Genomic DNA, 15,270 nt, shown 5'->3' on the forward strand with positions numbered 1-15,270 from the left:
GCGAACGGTGGCGGGTCGGCGGATCTGGTCGGCATCGCACCCAATCGGTCCACTTCGCACCCAACCCATGGGCGTGCAACGGGTGCGAAGTGGACCGGACGGGTGCGAAGTCGAGGGCTGGGTTCGGGTGCGTTCATCTCGACACGCGCCGCCGGCTCCGCTCCGCTGCGCCGGCGGCGCTACTCGATGAACGTGGGGGGTCAGGAGGGGAGGCGGCTGCGGCGCAGCATCCGGTGCCGGGCGGCGTACGCCTGGGAGGCCTTCACGCAGACCTCGCGCAGGGCGTCGGCCTGGCTGCGCGGGTCGAAGTGCTGGGTCGGGCCGGAGACCGACAGCGCGGCCACCGGCGTACCGGTCGCCGACAACACCGGCGCGGCGACGCAGTTGAGCCCCATCCGGATCTCCTCGCGGTCGAAGGCGATCCCGCTCCGCCGGATGTGCGCCAGCTCGCTGCGTACCTGGCCCGGATCGGTCACGGTGTTCGGGGTCCACTGCGGCAGCTCACCGCCCAGCACCTGCTCGATCAGTTCCGGGTCGTGGCTGAGCAGCACCTTGCCGACCGCGGTGCAGTAGGCGGGGATGCGCCCACCGATCCGGGAGGGGGAGGGCACCTGGTGCAGGCCGTGCAGCTTGTTCAGATAGACCACATCGGTGCCGTCGAGCATCGCCAGATGCACCGTCTGCCGGGTGCGTTCATAGAGGTGCGCCAGGAACGGGGTGAGGACGTCGCGGACCTCCTCGACCTCGGGCAGCAGCACCGGGGCGGTGAGTTCGGTGAGCAGCGGGCCGAGCCGATAGTTGCTGCCCGCCCGTTCCACCGCGCCATTGCGTTCCAGCATGCCGAGCACCCGGAACGCGGTGGATTTGGACAGATCGGTGCGCCGGGCGAGTTCGCTCACCCCGACCCCGGACTCGGCCTCCTTGCCGAAGGCCCCGAGCAGGGCCAGCGCCTTGTCCACCGCCGTCCGGCTGTCCCTGTTCCCGGTCAATGTCGCCTCACTCCGTCGTCCGCGGCGCCAGTCTAGCCAGTGCGGCGCCGCGGACGTACGGGTGAAATCACCCGTATTTCAGCTCGCGCTGGGCTCCTTGGCCTTGTTCGCCATCGCCACCGCGACGTCGATGATCATGTCCTCCTGGCCGCCGACGTAGCGGCGCCGGCCGACCTCTTCGAGGATCTCGTACGCCGGCACGCCGTAGCGCTCCGCGGCCCGCTCGGCGTGGAACAGGAAGGAGTTGTAGACCCCGGCCTTGCCCTGCACGATCGAGGAGCGTTCCATGATCGGCAACCGCGGGATGATCGGGCGCATCACGTCGTCGGAGGCGCTGAGGATCTTCTTCGGGTCGATGCCGGTCTCGATGCCGACCCGGTCGAAGGCGGCGACCAGCACCTCGGTCGGCGAGTTGCCGGCACCGGCACCCATCGCACACAGCGAACCGTCGATCTGGTCGGCGCCGGCGCGGACCGCGAGCACCGAGTTGGCGACACCGAAGCTCAGGTTCTGGTGACCGTGGTAGCCGACCTGGGCCTCGTCGCCGAGCTCCTGCTTCAGTGCGGTGACCCGGTCGGAGACGTCCTCCAGGATCAGCGCACCGGCGGAGTCGACCACATAGACGCACTGGCAGCCGGCGTCCACCATGATCCGACCCTGCTTGGCCAGATCCTCCGGGGTGGTCATGTGCGACAGCATCAGGAACCCGACGGTCTCCAGGCCCATCTTGCGGGCCTCGGTGAAGTGCTGGATGGAGACGTCGGCCTCGGTGCAGTGGGTGGCCAACCGGATGATGTCGATACCGCGCTCGCGGGCCTCCTTCATCTCGTGCACGGTGCCCAGCCCGGGCAGCATCAGCGCCGCGATCTTGGCATTCTTGACCACGTCCTTGGCCGCCGAGATCAGGTCCATCTCGTTGGTGCCGGAGAAGCCGTAGTTGAACGAGGAGCCGGCCAGCCCGTCACCGTGGGTGACCTCGATGACCGGTACGCCGGCCTCGTCGAGGGCGCGGGCGACGTCGGTGACGTTCTCCTTGGTGTACTGGTGCCGGATCGCGTGCGAGCCGTCGCGCAGCGTGGTGTCGGTGATCCGCACCTTGTACTTCGGCTTCTCGGCCCCGGCCGTCTGCTCGGTGGTGCGCTGGTCGTCGCTCATGCCTGGGCCCCTTCCTGGGCGGCGTGCTCGGCCATCCGCTGGACCAGCATGTCGCCGGTCCGCGCGGCGGCCGAGGTGATGATGTCGAGGTTGCCGGCGTACTCCGGCAGGTAGTCGGCCGCACCGCGGACCTGCACCAGGCAGGTGACCCGGCCCCAGTCGTTCCACTCCGGGCGGGCGTGGTCGAACTGCGGTTCGGCGGTCAGCCCGTAGCCGGGCACGTAGTCCTGGACGGTCTTCACCATCTCCTCGATCGACTCGCGGATCCGGTCCTGCACCTCACCCGGCTCGGCGGCCTCGGCGGGCAGCGAGCAGTAGACGGTGTTGCGCATCATCAGCGGCGGTTCGGCCGGGTTCAGGATGATGATCGCCTTGCCGCGGTCGGCGCCGCCGACGACCTCGAGGGCCTTGGAGGTGGTCTCGGTGAACTCGTCGATATTGGCGCGGGTGCCGGGGCCGGCCGACTTGGACGCGATCGAGGCGACGATCTCGGCGTACTCCACCGGGACGATCCTGCTCACCGCGGCCACCATCGGGGTAGTCGCCTGGCCGCCGCAGGTGATCATGTTGACGTTGTCGATGTCGGTCAGCGAATCCAGGTTGACCGGCGGGCAGAGGTAGGGGCCGACCGCCGCGGGGGTCAGGTCGATCGCCTTGATCCCGGCCTCCTTGTAACGCGGCGCATTCGCGGCATGCGCCTTCGCGCTGGTGCACTCGAAGACGAAGTCGGGCAGCTTTTCCTGCTGCAGCAGCCAATCCACGCCCTCGGCGGAGACCTCCAGGCCGAGCCGCTTGGCGCGCGCCAGGCCGTCGGACTTCGGATCGACACCGATCATGTAGGTCGGCTGGATCTGGGTGGAGCGGTGGAACAGCTTGAACATCAGGTCGGAACCGATGTTGCCCGGACCGACGATCGCTGCGGTGTAGGGACGCCCGCTGGCATCGGGCAGTTCGGTGGTTTCGGACACGGTGTGGTCCTTTCGTTCGTCGGTTGGTCAGTCGAAGTTGATGGTGAAGGAGCCGAGCTGGCCGTAGTCGGCGGTGACGCTGTTGCCGGCCTGCACCGCGACCGCGGCGCAGAAGCTGCCGGGCAGGATGACCTGGCCGGCGCTCAACCCGACGCCGTGCTCGCCGAGGGTGTTCGCGAGCCACTGCAGCGGTGCCGCGGGGTGACCCATCACATCGGCCCCGGTGCCGGAGCCCTTGGCTTCACCGTCGACGCTGATCGTGCACTGCACGATCGGCAGGTCGTCCTTGTCGAGCCGCAGCGCTTCCTCCGACCAGGCGATCGCGCCGTAGGAGGCGTTGTCGGCGACGGTGTCGACGAGCTTGATGTTCCAGTCGGCGACCCGGGAGTCGATGATCTCGATCGCCATGTGCACGGTGTCGATGGCATCGACGGCATCGGCCAGGGTCACCCCCGGCCCCTGGAGATCCTTGCGCAGCACGAACGCGAACTCGGGTTCGACCTTGGGCTGGATGAAGTTCTTCGAGTCGAAGTGGGCGTTCTCGTGGCCGATGAACCGGTCGTCGTCGAACATGAAGCCGAAGTCGGGGGAGTCCACCCCGAGCGCCTGCTGCATGGCCAGCGAGGTGAGGCCGATCTTGCGGCCGATCAGCCGGCCACCGGCGTCGGCGAGCTGCTTCTCCTGGATCTGCTGGATCGCGTACGCATCCTCGACGGTCATCCCGGGGAGCTGTTCGCGGAGCGGCGGGATCGGCTGCTTGGTCTGGTACGCCTGCAGCAGATCCGCTGCGAGCTGCTGGTACTGCTCGGTGCGCTGCTGCGTCGATTGATCGGTCATCGGGCCTCCTTGCTCCTCGTCTGAAACGATCGTAGGAGCAAGCACGCCACCCGGCGGCGCCCTGTACCGCCCTCCGGAACAGGCGTGTGGTCACTCCTTGCTGGTGCTCGCTCAGCCGACGTACCCGCGGATCACTCCTCGGTGAGATCCTTCATGAAGCGGTTGGCCCAGTGGTCGATGTCGTGCTCGAAGACCTGCTTGCGCATCGCCTTCATCCGGCGCCGCAGATCGGCCGGTGGGGCCGAGGCCGCCTCGGTCATCGCGCTCTTCAACCCGTTGATGTCATAGGGGTTCACCAGGAACGCCTGCTTCAGCTCCTTGGCCGCGCCGGCGAACTCGCTGAGCACCAGCGCACCCTCCCCGTCGCGGCGGCAGGCGACGAACTCCTTGGCGACCAGATTCATCCCGTCCCGCAGCGGGGTCACCACCATGATGTCGGCCGCCGAATAGAGCGCCGCCATCTCGGTCCGCGGATAGGAGGTGTGCAGATAGGTGATCGCCGGCATCCCGATCCGGCCCAGGTTGCCGTTGATCTTGCCGACCAGCCGATCGATCTCGTCGCGCAGCAGCTTGTATTCCTCGACCCGCTCCCGGGACGGGGTGGCGACCTGGACGAACACCACCTCCTCGGGATCGAGCGTCCCCTCCGCGACCAGCTCGCCGAAGGCCCGGATCCGCTGCTTGATCCCCTTGGTGTAGTCGAGCCGGTCCACCCCCAGGAACATGGTGCGCGGCTGGCCGAGATCGTCACGGATCTGCTTGGCCCGCGCCTCCACCTCCGGTTCGGCGGCCAGCGCTTCGAAGGCCCTGGCGTCGATCGAGATCGGGTACGCCTTGGCGCGCGCGACCCGGCCGTCGGGCAACCGGATCGCATCGCCCTTGGTCTCCAGCCGCAGCAGGTGGCGTACCAACCGCAGGAAGTTCTGCGCCCCACCGGGGAGCTGGAAGCCGATCAGGTCCGCACCGAGCAGACCGGCGACGATCTGGCGGCGCCACGGCAGCTGCAGGAACAGTTCGGTGGGCGGGAACGGAATGTGCAGGAAGAAGCCGATCCGCAGGTCCGGGCGCAACTCGCGCAGCATCTGCGGCACCAGCTGCAGCTGGTAGTCCTGCACCCAGACGGTCGCATCCTGGTCGGCGACGGCGGCGGCCCGCTCGGCGAAGCGCCGGTTCACCGCGACATAGGCGTCCCACCACTCGCGGTGGTATTCGGGGAAGGCGACCACGTCGTGGTAGAGCGGCCACAGGGTGCCGTTGGAGAAGCCCTCGTAGTATTCCTGCACCTCGGTCGCGGACAGCTCGACCGGGACCAGGTGCAGGCCGCCGTCGGTGAAGGGTTCCAGGGTCTCATCGGGCGCCCCGTGCCAGCCGACCCAGGCACCGTCGTGGGCCCGCATCACCGGCTCCAGGGCGGTCACCAGGCCGCCGGGGGAGGTGCGCCAGTCCACCGAGCCGTCGTCGTGGACCACCCGATCCACCGGCAACCGGTTCGCCACCACCACGAAGCTCGCGGTATCGGTCTGCTCGGTCTCTTTTCGGTTGCGCGCCATCGGCTGTGTGCCTCCTCGGGTACGGGGGTCATTCTAGATACCCCCGATCCGGGCCCGGCAGACGGGTGCCGGCTCGATCTGGAAGGCTGGCCCCATGCCAGACACCGCACGGATCAACGAACTGGGTGGCACGTCCGAGGGGGCCCGGGCCGTCGCGGCCATGGTCGCCGATCCCTCGCACTGCCTGTTGGCGCTCGACTTCGATGGGGTGCTGGCCCCGATCGTCCCGGACCCGGAGCAGGCGTACGCCCTGCCCGCGGCGATCGCCGCGCTGTCGCGGCTGGGCGGGGTGCTGCCGCTGGCGGTGGTCACCGGCCGTCCGGCGCGCACCGCGGTCCGGCTCGGTGGGTTGGATCGGGTCGAGGGCCTGGAACGGCTGGTGCTGCTCGGCCAGTACGGGGTGGAGCGCTGGGATGCCGAGACCGGGGAGTTCAGCGAACCGCCGGATCCCGAGGAAGTCCGCCAGCTCGCCGCGGAACTGCCGGAAATGCTGTCCGGGTTGGGATTGCCGGATGTGTTCATCGAGGACAAGGGCCGTGCGGTCGCCGTGCACACCCGCCGCGCCGCCGACCCCGCGGCCGCCCTGGCGATGATCGCCGAGCCGCTGACCCGGCGGGCCACCGAGCTCGGCCTCCATCTCGAACCGGGCCGGAACGTGCTCGAGGTGCGCAGCCCGGGTCAGGACAAGGGGATGGCGCTGCGCGCGCTGGTCGCGGAGAAACACGCCCGCGCGGTCGGGTACGCCGGTGACGACCTGGGTGACATCCCGGCGTTCGAGGCCGTGGAATCCCTGCGCAGGGAGGGAATCGCGGGGGTCACCGTCGCCTCCACCTCCGATGAGCAGCAGGCGCTGGCCGAACGCGCCGACGTGGTCCGGCGCGGCCCCGAGGGGGTCGCCGACTGGCTGGCCGGCCTGGCCGAACTGCTGGGCCGCTGACCCGGGCCGCAGGGCGCGGCGGGTGCGAATCGGTGGTGCGCTGGCCCCGGTACGGATAGCCTGCTTGCGACCGAGAACCCCGGGGGAGCCCATGCGCCGACCATCCACCCTCGCCGCCCGCCTGCTGGTGACGCTGGCCCTGATCGCAGGCCTGCTGCTGCCGTTCGCGCCGCGGGCAAGCGCCGCGCCGCCGGTGATCGGTGCCATCGCCCAGAAATGGAACCAGGTCCGCAGCATCGTCGGTGAACCGCTCGAACCGGAGTTCTGCGGTCTGCGCGAGGGAGGCTGCGCGCAGCGATTCCAGCGCGGCATGATCTATTGGTCACCGGCCAGCGGCGCCGCGTTCGTGCGCGGCTCGATCCAGCAGCGCTGGGGGACCTTCGGCTGGGAGACCGGATTCTACGGCTATCCGACCACCGATGAGTTCTGCGGGTTGCGCGACGGTGGCTGCGGGCAGCACTACCAGCGCGGCTCGATCTACTGGTCGCCGGCGACTGGGGCGTACGACGTGCGCGGTGCGATCCGCGACATCTGGAGCTTCCACGGTTGGGAAGGCGGGATGTCGGGCTATCCGACCAGCGGCGAGTTCTGCGGGTTGCGCGACGGCGGCTGCGGGCAGCGCTACCAGAACGGCGCCATCTACTACTCCCCGGCCGCGGGCACCCATCGGATCTTCGGCGCCATCTGGCAGGGCTATTCGGCGATCGGCTGGGAGACCTCATCGCTGGGGTACGCCACCGAGGACGAGTTCTGCGGGTTGCGCGACGGCGGCTGCGCGCAGCGCTTCACCGGCGGCTCGATCTACTGGTCGCCGGCCTCCGGGGCGTACGCCGTGAAGGGCGCGATCGCCGGCTTCTGGGCCGAGAACGGCTGGGAGAACGGACGCTTCGGATACCCACGCAGCAACGAATCCTGCCGCACCGACAACGGTGTCCGGATCTGCGACCAGGACTTCACCGGCGGCCGGATCACCTGGCGCAGCGACCGCGGGTTCATCACCGGTGTCGACTGCCGGGTGCAGAAATGCATCGCGCTCACCTTCGACGACGGACCCAGCCCCTACACCGACCGGCTGCTGGACACGCTGTCCCGGGAGGGTGTGAAGGCGACCTTCTTCACCGTCGGCTACAACGTCAGCGCCCGGCCAGCGACGATGCGCCGGATGCGTGACCTGGGCATGGAGATCGGCAGCCACACCGTGAACCATCCGGATCTGCGGACGAAATCCGAGAGTGAGATTCGCTACGAGATCGGTGACAACCAGCGCCGCATCGAGTCGGTCACCGGGGTCCGGCCCGGATATCTGCGGCCGCCCTACGGTGCCCACAATCCAACCGTGGAACGGATTGCGGCCGAGAACCGGATGGCGATCGTCAACTGGAGCTACGACACCTGGGACTGGCGCGATCGTGATCCGAACCTGATCGCGAACCGGGTGATCAACGAGGCCGGACCGAACTCGGTGGTGCTGATGCACGACCTGCACTCGACCACCGTCGATGCCGCACCGGCGATGGTGCGCGGCCTGAAGGAGCGTGGCTACACCCTGGTCACCGTCAGCGAACTGCTCGGGCCCGCGCAGCCGGGGCAGGTGCACTTCCCGAGGTGACATGGACCGCGTTCGGGCACCGATTCCCGCGATCATCGCGGCGCTGGTGCTCGCCGGCTGCGGTGCCGGTGGCGGTGGGGACGACCAGGGCTGGGACCGGATCCGGTTGGAGTTCGAACCGGATTCGGTGACCGCGGCACCGGCCGGCGCCCTGCTGATCGGCGGGCACACCGGCACCGGTGAGGACACGAAACCGGCCTATGCGGTGCGGATCGAGGGCCGGGTGGCACCGCGGACGGTGGTGCCGTCGACGCCCTACGGACAGCTGGCGTCGCTGGTCGCGGTCGGGGCGGCCGACCGGGCCTACGCGCTGGGTGTCGCACGCGGCGGTGCACATGGCAATCCGCGCTGGACGGTCTGGGTCGCCAACGGGCGAGGGGATCCGTTGATCGAGCACGAGCAGGTGTTCTGGGTCTTCGGTGGGCACGAGTCGGGCACCATGGTCGCCCAGGTCGCCACCCCCCGCGGGCCGGTGGTGGTCGGCAGCTGGGCCGGGGCGGTCGGGATGGATGTGGCGCTGTGGCAGGGCGACCCGGACGGGGCCCGGTACGCGCGCCGGGAGTCGGCCGGTACCGAGTTGGCCTCGACCTCGACCCGGCAGTACGAGGCGCACGGTGCCACCGCCGCGGGGGACCTGACGGTGATCGCGGGTGAGCAGTTGGCGTTGGATCGTGAGTTGCTGCGCCAGCCGGTGGCCTGGTTGTGGGAGGGTGCGGACCGGCCGGTACGCCGGGTCGAGCTGCCCGCCCCCGAGGGCCGGGCCGATTCGGCGGCCTGCGGTGCCGGACGCTGCTGGGTCGCCGGGGTCGCCGAGGGCCGGGCGGCGCTGTGGCAGGTCTGGCCCGGGCCGGCGCAGCGGGTCGAGCTGGCCGAGCTGCCGGTGGACCGGGAGGCGACGGCGTACGTGCTGGTCCGGGGGAGCGAGCCGATGGTGCTGACCACCGCCGGCGGCCGGGCCCGCCGGGTCGGGGTGAGCGGTGACGGGCCACCCGGCCGGGTGATCGGTGCCGCCGGTGCCGCCGACGGGGAACAGTTCGTGATCGTCACCGGGGATTCCGGACGGGAGCTGTGGCGGGTGGGGTGAGTCCGCCAGCGGTTTCGGTGGTGCGCCGAGTGGGGCTTGAACCCACGACCCAGGGATTATGAGTCCCTTGCTCTGACCGGCTGAGCTATCGGCGCCTGCGGCGGTCATCCTAGCCCGCGTGGCTTCGACTCGCTGGCGCTCGGTCAGCCGACGCTGGCGCGGGCGCTCAGCCGACGCGGGCGCTCGCCGAACGGCGGTGGGCGGTCACTTCTCGTCGTGGTGGGGTTCGGCGGAATCCCGTACCGGGCTGCCGACGGCGGTCGCACCACCGGAACCGGTCCCGGCCCCGACCCCGACGGCCGCCGGGGCGCCGATCTCGCGTTCACGCAGGGTGAGCGGCAGCCAGGGCAGGCCGTTGCGGCGGCGTACCCAGATCGCCATCCCGATGGCCAGCAGGAAGAAGCCGATGCCGAAGATCATCGAACCGGCGTCGATCAGCTTCTGGCCGAGGGTGTACTTGAACTCGTCCTCGCCGTCCTTGAACTGCATGAACGGGGCGTACATCACCCAGATCGCATAACCCAGGCCGTAGAACCGCAGGAACTCCGGCAGCCCCTTGTCCACCAGCAGCACGATCGTCAGCGGCAGCACCCAGACGAAATGGTGGCTCCAGGAGATCGGGGAGGCGAGCAGCGCGGTGTAACCGGTGATGCAGACCGCCAGCCCGGCGTACCCGTTGCGATGCCAGAGCACCGCCGCGGACACCCCGATCACGCAGACCAGCGCCGCCAGCACCAGGCCGCCGAACGGGATCTTGTCCGGGTTCACCTCGGTGAAGCGGACGTAGTTCCCGATGATCGACTGGTTCGTGTAGTACTTCATCCCGGTGTTCAGCCCGGAGTCGCCGTTGATCAGCCGGCCCCAGAAGACCATCGACTGGCCCGGCAGCACGACGAACCCGATCACGGTCGCGGCGACGAAGGACAGGAACGTCACGATCGCCGCGCGGACCTTGCCGGAGAGGAACAGATAGACCGCGAAGATCGCCGGGGTGAGCTTGATCGCGGTGGCGATCCCGGTCAGCCAGCCCTCGGGCAGGAAGCGGCGGCGCAGCACCCGAGGCCCGGGCATCAGGTCGTAGACGACCAGCGCCATCAGCAGGATGTTCACCTGCCCGAAGCCGAGGGTGACCCGCAGCGGCGACATCAGCCACATCGACGCGGTCGCCACCAGCGACAACTGCCAGCCGGAGAACCGCAGCCGATAGCAGATCGCCATCACCATGAGCACGTTCAGGATCAGCCAGACGATCTGACCGCCGGCCTTGTCCAGCAGCGCGAACGGTACGCCGAGCAGGGCCGCGAACGGCGGATAGATGAACGGCAGCCAGTCACCGGAGATGCTGTAGAAGTCCTGACCGGCGAGCACCCGGCCGGCGGTCCGCACGTAGACGTCCCAGTCGATCATGTTCGGCCGCCACGGGGTGAACGAACCGTCCGCGATCTCGGTCGCGCCGGCGTAGAGCCCGGCGAACAGCGGGGGGAGCGCGTAGATGATCCACAGCGCCGCCTGCTTGACCGTCTTCATGCAGTGCCCTTCATGCGGCGCCCCTCGCAGGGCACCGGTCGTCGTCCATCGTCCATCACTGGTACGCCGAGTCCTGGCCCAGCCAGCCCTCATCCGTGCCGCACAGCGGCAGCATCACGACAATATCCGTTTCGGCCGCGATCGTCGGCCTCGCCACGGGCCTTGGCCGAGATCGCGTCGCGCGCCGTCGCCGGCGGTCACCGGGACTCGCGTGGATCCGCTCGGCTCCTCCTCGACCGCCTCCGTGGCCGGTGCTGCGTCCGGGGTCGGTTCGGTGTCCTCGTCGGGGGCGTCGTCCCCGGGGCGCCGCCGCTGCGGCGTACGCCCGCCCGGTACGAACAGCAGCGCCACCGCCAGCAGTGCGGCCGCGACATCGGGTCCGGCGGCGAACCACTTCTGGGCGATCGAGTATTCGAAGATCTCCCGACGCGCCCACGGCGCCCCGCCGAGCAGCTGCTGCGGATTGATCAGGCACCACAGCACCACCACCAGGGTCAGCACCCGCTGCCACTGCGGCAGCGGCCGGCGTACCCGACCGGTGGCGCGCCAGGCGGCGTACCCGAGCGGCAGCACCCAGGTCAGGTGGTGGCTCCAGGCGATCGGGTTGGCCAGGCTGGACGCCAGCCCGAGCACCCCCAGGGCGAGCACCGGACGCCCGGTCCGGTGGCAGCGCCAGGCGGCCGCCAGCGCCAGCAGCACCAGTGCGCCGCCCAGCAGCAGCCCGATCCGGCCGCCCTGCTCGACGCCGAGGAAGCGCTGGGTCGCCGAGGTCACCGAGATGTTGCCGATCCAGCCGAACGCGTCCGGGTTGGCGCCGGAGTCACCACCAGCGAGCCGCGCCCAGTAGCCCAGCGCCGGCCGCGGGGCGACCGCGATGCCGAGCAGCACGGTGCCGAGGAAGGTGCCGGCGGCGACCAGGCCGTCGCGACGGCGCCCGATCAGGAAGAGATGGACGATGAACACCCCGGGGGTGAGCTTCAACCCGGCGGCCAACCCGATCAGGACACCACCGGGCAGGATCCGTCGCCGCCCGCCGGTCGGGCCGAGCAGATCGAGGACCACCATCGCCATCAGCAGGATGCCGAGCTGGCCCAGCCGCAGCGTCGCCATGAACGGCTCGGTGAGCAGCAGCACCGCCGCCGCGGCCACGCTCGCCGACCAGCCCGGCATCCCGAGCCGGCGCAGCACAGCCAGGGTGAGCACCCCGTTCAGCGCGGTCCAGACGAACTGCGCGACGCTCCACGGCAGCAGGGTGAGCGGGATCGCCAGGAGGGCGGCGATCGGTGGATAGAGATAGGGGAAGGTGACGACGTGGGTGTAGAAGTCGACTCCGGTGAGCAGATCGTTCGCGGCGAACAGATAGACCTGCAGATCCTGGGTCCAGGGTCGCCACGGCCACAGCGACGGCGGGGCCACCCCGGGCGGGGCGGGCGGCGCCAGGTTGACCGCGGAGTAGCAGGCCCCGAGCACCGGGAGCACGGCGAGCGCGAGCCAGCGCAGCAGGCGTCGGGTTACAGCCACGTGCGGATAGTACGCCCGACGGCGGACTCCGCGTTGCTTCCGATGACCGTGGCGCCGAGGTCGCGCAGGGATTCGTGCCCATTCGCCATCACATGGGGCTGGCCGGCCCATTCGAGCATCGCGCGATCGTTCGGCATGTCACCGAAGGCGGCGACGTCGGCGGCCTCGATACCGAGCGAGGCGGCGTACTCGGCCAGCGTGTGTGCCTTGGTGACCCCGGGCGCGCTCACCTCGATCAACCCGGGCAGCTCGGCGAAACTGCTCCAGGTCAGCGTCACGCTCTCACCGACCACGGTGGCGGCGCGCGCCGCCAGTGCCTCGGAGCCCAGGCTCGGGTGCTGGACCAGCAGTTTCACCGGCGGCTGATCGAGCAGTTGCTCGATCGGGCCGATGAAGAACCGGGGGTCCTCGGCCAGTTCGGAGGCCGGCTGCCAGCCGATCCGGTATCCGGGCTCGCTGCCGAACTGCAACCCGCGCTCCACCCCGAAACTCGCCTCGGGCAGTTCGGCGCGCAGGTCGGCGATCACCCGGCAGGCGACGTCCACCTCGATGGCATGGGTACGCAGGGCCCGGTTGTCACCGAGATCCCACAGCAGCGCACCATTGCTGGCCACCACGATCGGATGCCCCACCGGCAGATCGGCGATCACCTGCAACCAGCGCGGCGGCCGGCCGGTGGCGAAGACCACCAGCAAGCCGGCCTCGAGCGCGTCCGCCACCGCCGCGGCGTTCTCCGCGCTCACCGTGCCGTCGGGGGAGAGGAAGGTGCCGTCGAGGTCGGTGGCCACCAGGCGCGGCCGGCTCACAGCCGCGACGGGGGAGTCGGGGTACCGCCCGGGCTGGCGGTACCGGTGGTCGTCGGGCCCTCCGGGCCCGGGGTGGCGCTGCCGCTCTGGGTCGGCGACTGGCTCGGGGACTGGGAGCCGTTGCCCGGCGCATCGGTCGGCGAGGGCGTCGGGGTCGCGCTCCCCGGCGGCGGGGTCGGCGGCGGCGAGCCGGGGGAGCCGGTACCGGACTGGGGGCTCTGCGGCTGGCCGGTGCCGGACTGGCCGGTCTGCGACTGCGGGGACTGCGGGGCGGAATCGTGGAACAGCCAGATCGCGATCAGCACCGCGATCGTCGCCAGCACCATCATCAGCGCCCAGGACGCCAGGATGCTCAGAAAACCGGCCCGGGTGAACCGGCCCGGCCAGGGCAGCGGCCAGACCCGGTTGTGGCCGGGGGCGAACCGGTCCACCCACGGCAGCCGGTAGTCCGGTCCGCTGGGGCGGCCCATCGGGGCCAGATCGATCAGATCCACCTCGGCCAGGATGCCGCGCGCGACCTCGGAGATCCGGCGGTCGTTGGCCGGGTCGCCGGTGAGCGCCAGCGCGGCCCAGGGGGCGATCGGATGGCTGTCGTCGGGGTCGACCGGGTCGTCGTCCTCGGAGCGGAAGCGCCGGCCCAGCCGACCCTCGTCCTGCTCGTGGCCGCCGCGGGCCAGCACGTCATCGATGTGCAGCGCGTTGACCATCCCGGAGAACCGGTCCCGGGCGTTCTTGTCCCCGGCCGCGCCGGCGTGCAGCTGGATCAGCACCGCCGCCTGGTCGGCATCGGTCACCGTGCCCCGGGTCAGGTGCTGGACACCGTCCCCGTGCGCCAACCAGGCCGTGCCCGAGGGTCGCCAGTGCAGCCGCCCGTCCAGCCAGAAGTCGCCGACCTTGGCCGGATCCTCCGGCAGCACCGGAGTGACCTCCAGCCCGGACCAGCCGGCTCCGGGCTGGGACTCGTGGTCGGTGTTCGGCATCCATCCTGCTTCGGCTCGGGATCGATTCGCGACACCCTGGCCGCGACGGTCTCGGCACCGGGGGCCGGCACCGCCCCCATTGTGCCAGTGCCCTGGTGCGGTACCGGATTTCACTGGGTGTGCCGGGGGTGTGGGTACGCTGGGGCGAGCCCGCGAGAGCGACGCCAATCCGGTGAGTACAGGAGAGATTGAGTGACCAGTCCGACCAGCCAGCCCTCGGCCAGTGGTCAGCCCGCCAACAATCAGCCCGCCGGCCAGCAGTCGGTGAACACCCAGGACGCCGCACGGCTGCTCGGCGACGCGATCCGGCAGGTGCAGCGGATCATCGTCGGGCAGGAACACATGGTCGAGCAGCTGATGGTCGGCCTGCTGGCCAAGGGCCACGTGCTCCTCGAGGGCGTACCCGGGGTGGCCAAGACCCTGGCGGTGCGCTCCTTCGCCACGGTCGTCGGCGGCGACTTCGCCCGCATCCAGTTCACCCCCGACCTGGTGCCCTCCGACATCGTCGGTACCCGGATCTACCTGGCCACCCAGGAGAAGTTCGAGGTCGAGCTGGGCCCGGTCTTCGTGAACTTCGTGCTCGCCGACGAGATCAACCGGGCGCCCGCCAAGGTGCAGTCGGCGATGCTGGAGCTGATGGCGGAGAAGCAGGTCTCGATCGCCGGCCACACCTATGACGCGCCCAAGCCGTTCATCGTGATCGCCACCCAGAACCCGGTCGAGTCCGAGGGCGTCTATCCGCTGCCCGAGGCGCAGCGCGACCGCTTCCTGCTCAAGGTCGACGTGCCCTATCCGCGCGGCAACGAGGAGTTCGAGATCCTGCGGCGGATGAGCGTCAGCCCGCCCGAGGCGCGCCCGGTGCTCGACCCGAGCCTGGTGCTGCGACTGCAGCAGCAGGCCTCCGAGGTGTTCGTGCACAACCTGGTCGCCGAATACATCGTCCGGCTGGTGCTGGCGACCCGGTCGCCGGCCGAGTTCAACATGCCGGATCTGACCTCGGTGATCCAGATCGGCTGCTCCCCGCGTGCCACCCTCGGCCTGGTCGCCGCCTCCCGGGCGCTGGCGCTGATCCACGGCCGTGACTACGTGCTGCCGACCGATGTGCAGGCGGTCGCGAAGGATGTGATGTCGCACCGGCTGGTGCTCGGCTTCGATGCCGTCGCCGACAACATCCAGCCGACCCAGGTGATCGACCGGATCCTGGCGATGGTCCCGCCGCCCACCCCGGTGTGGAACCAGCAGGGCGGCCAGCCGAACCGCGACCAGCAACAGCAGCAGCAGCCCGACTTCAACCAGCACTGAGCGGG

13 protein-coding genes and 1 tRNA gene are annotated in these 15,270 nt (G+C 70.2%); 4 read left to right on the forward strand and 10 right to left on the reverse strand.

All coding sequences use genetic code 11. The features are described from left to right. Nucleotides 1-200: 200 nt before the first annotated feature. The 5 genes from BI335_RS00105 to BI335_RS00125 form a co-directional block, all read right to left on the reverse strand. Complete coding sequence (locus BI335_RS00105; RefSeq protein WP_094424707.1) at nucleotides 201-989, reverse strand: IclR family transcriptional regulator; 789 nt, start codon at nucleotides 987-989, stop codon at nucleotides 201-203. Between the two features lie 78 nt (nucleotides 990-1,067). Then, nucleotides 1,068-2,144, reverse strand: coding sequence for a 4-hydroxy-2-oxovalerate aldolase (dmpG, locus tag BI335_RS00110; protein WP_094360457.1), 1,077 nt, complete (start codon nucleotides 2,142-2,144; stop codon nucleotides 1,068-1,070). Beyond that, nucleotides 2,141-3,112 (reverse strand): acetaldehyde dehydrogenase (acetylating), encoded by a 972-nt coding sequence (locus BI335_RS00115; protein ID WP_267489853.1) that lies wholly within the window; start codon nucleotides 3,110-3,112, stop codon nucleotides 2,141-2,143. The genes dmpG and BI335_RS00115 overlap by 4 nt, the downstream gene beginning before the upstream one ends. Before the next feature lie 27 nt (nucleotides 3,113-3,139). Then, nucleotides 3,140-3,949: a 2-keto-4-pentenoate hydratase gene (locus BI335_RS00120; protein ID WP_094429345.1), complete on the reverse strand. Its 810-nt coding sequence runs from the start codon at nucleotides 3,947-3,949 to the stop codon at nucleotides 3,140-3,142. A gap of 131 nt (nucleotides 3,950-4,080) precedes the next feature. Next, nucleotides 4,081-5,499, reverse strand: a complete 1,419-nt coding sequence (locus tag BI335_RS00125) for an alpha,alpha-trehalose-phosphate synthase (UDP-forming) (protein WP_094429346.1) — start codon at nucleotides 5,497-5,499, stop codon at nucleotides 4,081-4,083. 94 nt (nucleotides 5,500-5,593) lie between these two features. On the opposite strand from BI335_RS00125, the gene otsB reads away from it, so the two are divergent. The 3 genes from otsB to BI335_RS00140 all read left to right on the forward strand — a co-directional run bounded on the left by otsB (nucleotide 5,594) and on the right by BI335_RS00140 (nucleotide 9,129). Beyond that, on the forward strand, nucleotides 5,594-6,436 hold the full coding sequence (gene otsB / locus BI335_RS00130; protein ID WP_094429347.1) for a trehalose-phosphatase: 843 nt from the start codon (nucleotides 5,594-5,596) through the stop codon (nucleotides 6,434-6,436). Between the two features lie 91 nt (nucleotides 6,437-6,527). Next, nucleotides 6,528-8,045, forward strand: a complete 1,518-nt coding sequence (locus BI335_RS00135; protein WP_172421656.1) for a polysaccharide deacetylase family protein — start codon at nucleotides 6,528-6,530, stop codon at nucleotides 8,043-8,045. Nucleotide 8,046: 1 nt separating this feature from the next. After that, nucleotides 8,047-9,129 carry a hypothetical protein gene (locus tag BI335_RS00140; RefSeq protein WP_094429349.1) on the forward strand — a complete coding sequence of 361 codons (1,083 nt, stop codon included), beginning with the start codon at nucleotides 8,047-8,049 and terminating at the stop codon, nucleotides 9,127-9,129. An 18-nt stretch (nucleotides 9,130-9,147) separates the two neighbouring features. Here the strand turns inward: BI335_RS00140 and BI335_RS00145 are convergent. The 5 genes from BI335_RS00145 to BI335_RS00165 all read right to left on the reverse strand — a co-directional run bounded on the left by BI335_RS00145 (nucleotide 9,148) and on the right by BI335_RS00165 (nucleotide 13,963). Then, nucleotides 9,148-9,224: transfer RNA gene (locus BI335_RS00145), tRNA-Ile, on the reverse strand. A gap of 109 nt (nucleotides 9,225-9,333) precedes the next feature. Next, nucleotides 9,334-10,656 carry a glycosyltransferase family 87 protein gene (locus BI335_RS00150; RefSeq protein WP_172421657.1) on the reverse strand — a complete coding sequence of 441 codons (1,323 nt, stop codon included), beginning with the start codon at nucleotides 10,654-10,656 and terminating at the stop codon, nucleotides 9,334-9,336. Nucleotides 10,657-10,770: 114 nt separating this feature from the next. Then, a complete protein-coding gene (locus BI335_RS00155) occupies nucleotides 10,771-12,177 on the reverse strand; it encodes a glycosyltransferase family 87 protein (RefSeq protein WP_172421658.1) in 1,407 nt (468 codons plus the stop codon). Then, nucleotides 12,168-12,983 carry an HAD family hydrolase gene (locus tag BI335_RS00160; RefSeq protein WP_094360473.1) on the reverse strand — a complete coding sequence of 272 codons (816 nt, stop codon included), beginning with the start codon at nucleotides 12,981-12,983 and terminating at the stop codon, nucleotides 12,168-12,170. The genes BI335_RS00155 and BI335_RS00160 overlap by 10 nt, the downstream gene beginning before the upstream one ends. Beyond that, nucleotides 12,980-13,963: a hypothetical protein gene (locus BI335_RS00165; protein ID WP_094360475.1), complete on the reverse strand. Its 984-nt coding sequence runs from the start codon at nucleotides 13,961-13,963 to the stop codon at nucleotides 12,980-12,982. Before BI335_RS00165 ends, BI335_RS00160 begins: the two co-directional genes overlap by 4 nt. Before the next feature lie 192 nt (nucleotides 13,964-14,155). Between BI335_RS00165 and BI335_RS00170 the strand changes: the two genes are divergently transcribed. After that, nucleotides 14,156-15,265 carry an AAA family ATPase gene (locus BI335_RS00170; protein ID WP_094360477.1) on the forward strand — a complete coding sequence of 370 codons (1,110 nt, stop codon included), beginning with the start codon at nucleotides 14,156-14,158 and terminating at the stop codon, nucleotides 15,263-15,265. Nucleotides 15,266-15,270: the final 5 nt, after the last annotated feature.

The organism is Enemella evansiae, assembly GCF_002250705.1.
Classification (GTDB): Bacteria; Actinomycetota; Actinomycetes; order Propionibacteriales; family Propionibacteriaceae; genus Enemella; species Enemella evansiae.

Coding starts and splice junctions, on each gene's coding strand:
- BI335_RS00120 (WP_094429345.1), bottom strand. CDS start 3,949: ATGACCGATCAATCGACGCAGCAGCGCACCGAGCAGTACCAGCAGCTC.
- BI335_RS00150 (WP_172421657.1), bottom strand. CDS start 10,656: ATGAAGACGGTCAAGCAGGCGGCGCTGTGGATCATCTACGCGCTCCCC.
- otsB (WP_094429347.1), top strand. CDS start 5,594: ATGCCAGACACCGCACGGATCAACGAACTGGGTGGCACGTCCGAGGGG.
- BI335_RS00135 (WP_172421656.1), top strand. CDS start 6,528: ATGCGCCGACCATCCACCCTCGCCGCCCGCCTGCTGGTGACGCTGGCC.
- BI335_RS00140 (WP_094429349.1), top strand. CDS start 8,047: ATGGACCGCGTTCGGGCACCGATTCCCGCGATCATCGCGGCGCTGGTG.
- BI335_RS00165 (WP_094360475.1), bottom strand. CDS start 13,963: ATGCCGAACACCGACCACGAGTCCCAGCCCGGAGCCGGCTGGTCCGGG.
- dmpG (WP_094360457.1), bottom strand. CDS start 2,144: ATGAGCGACGACCAGCGCACCACCGAGCAGACGGCCGGGGCCGAGAAG.
- BI335_RS00125 (WP_094429346.1), bottom strand. CDS start 5,499: ATGGCGCGCAACCGAAAAGAGACCGAGCAGACCGATACCGCGAGCTTC.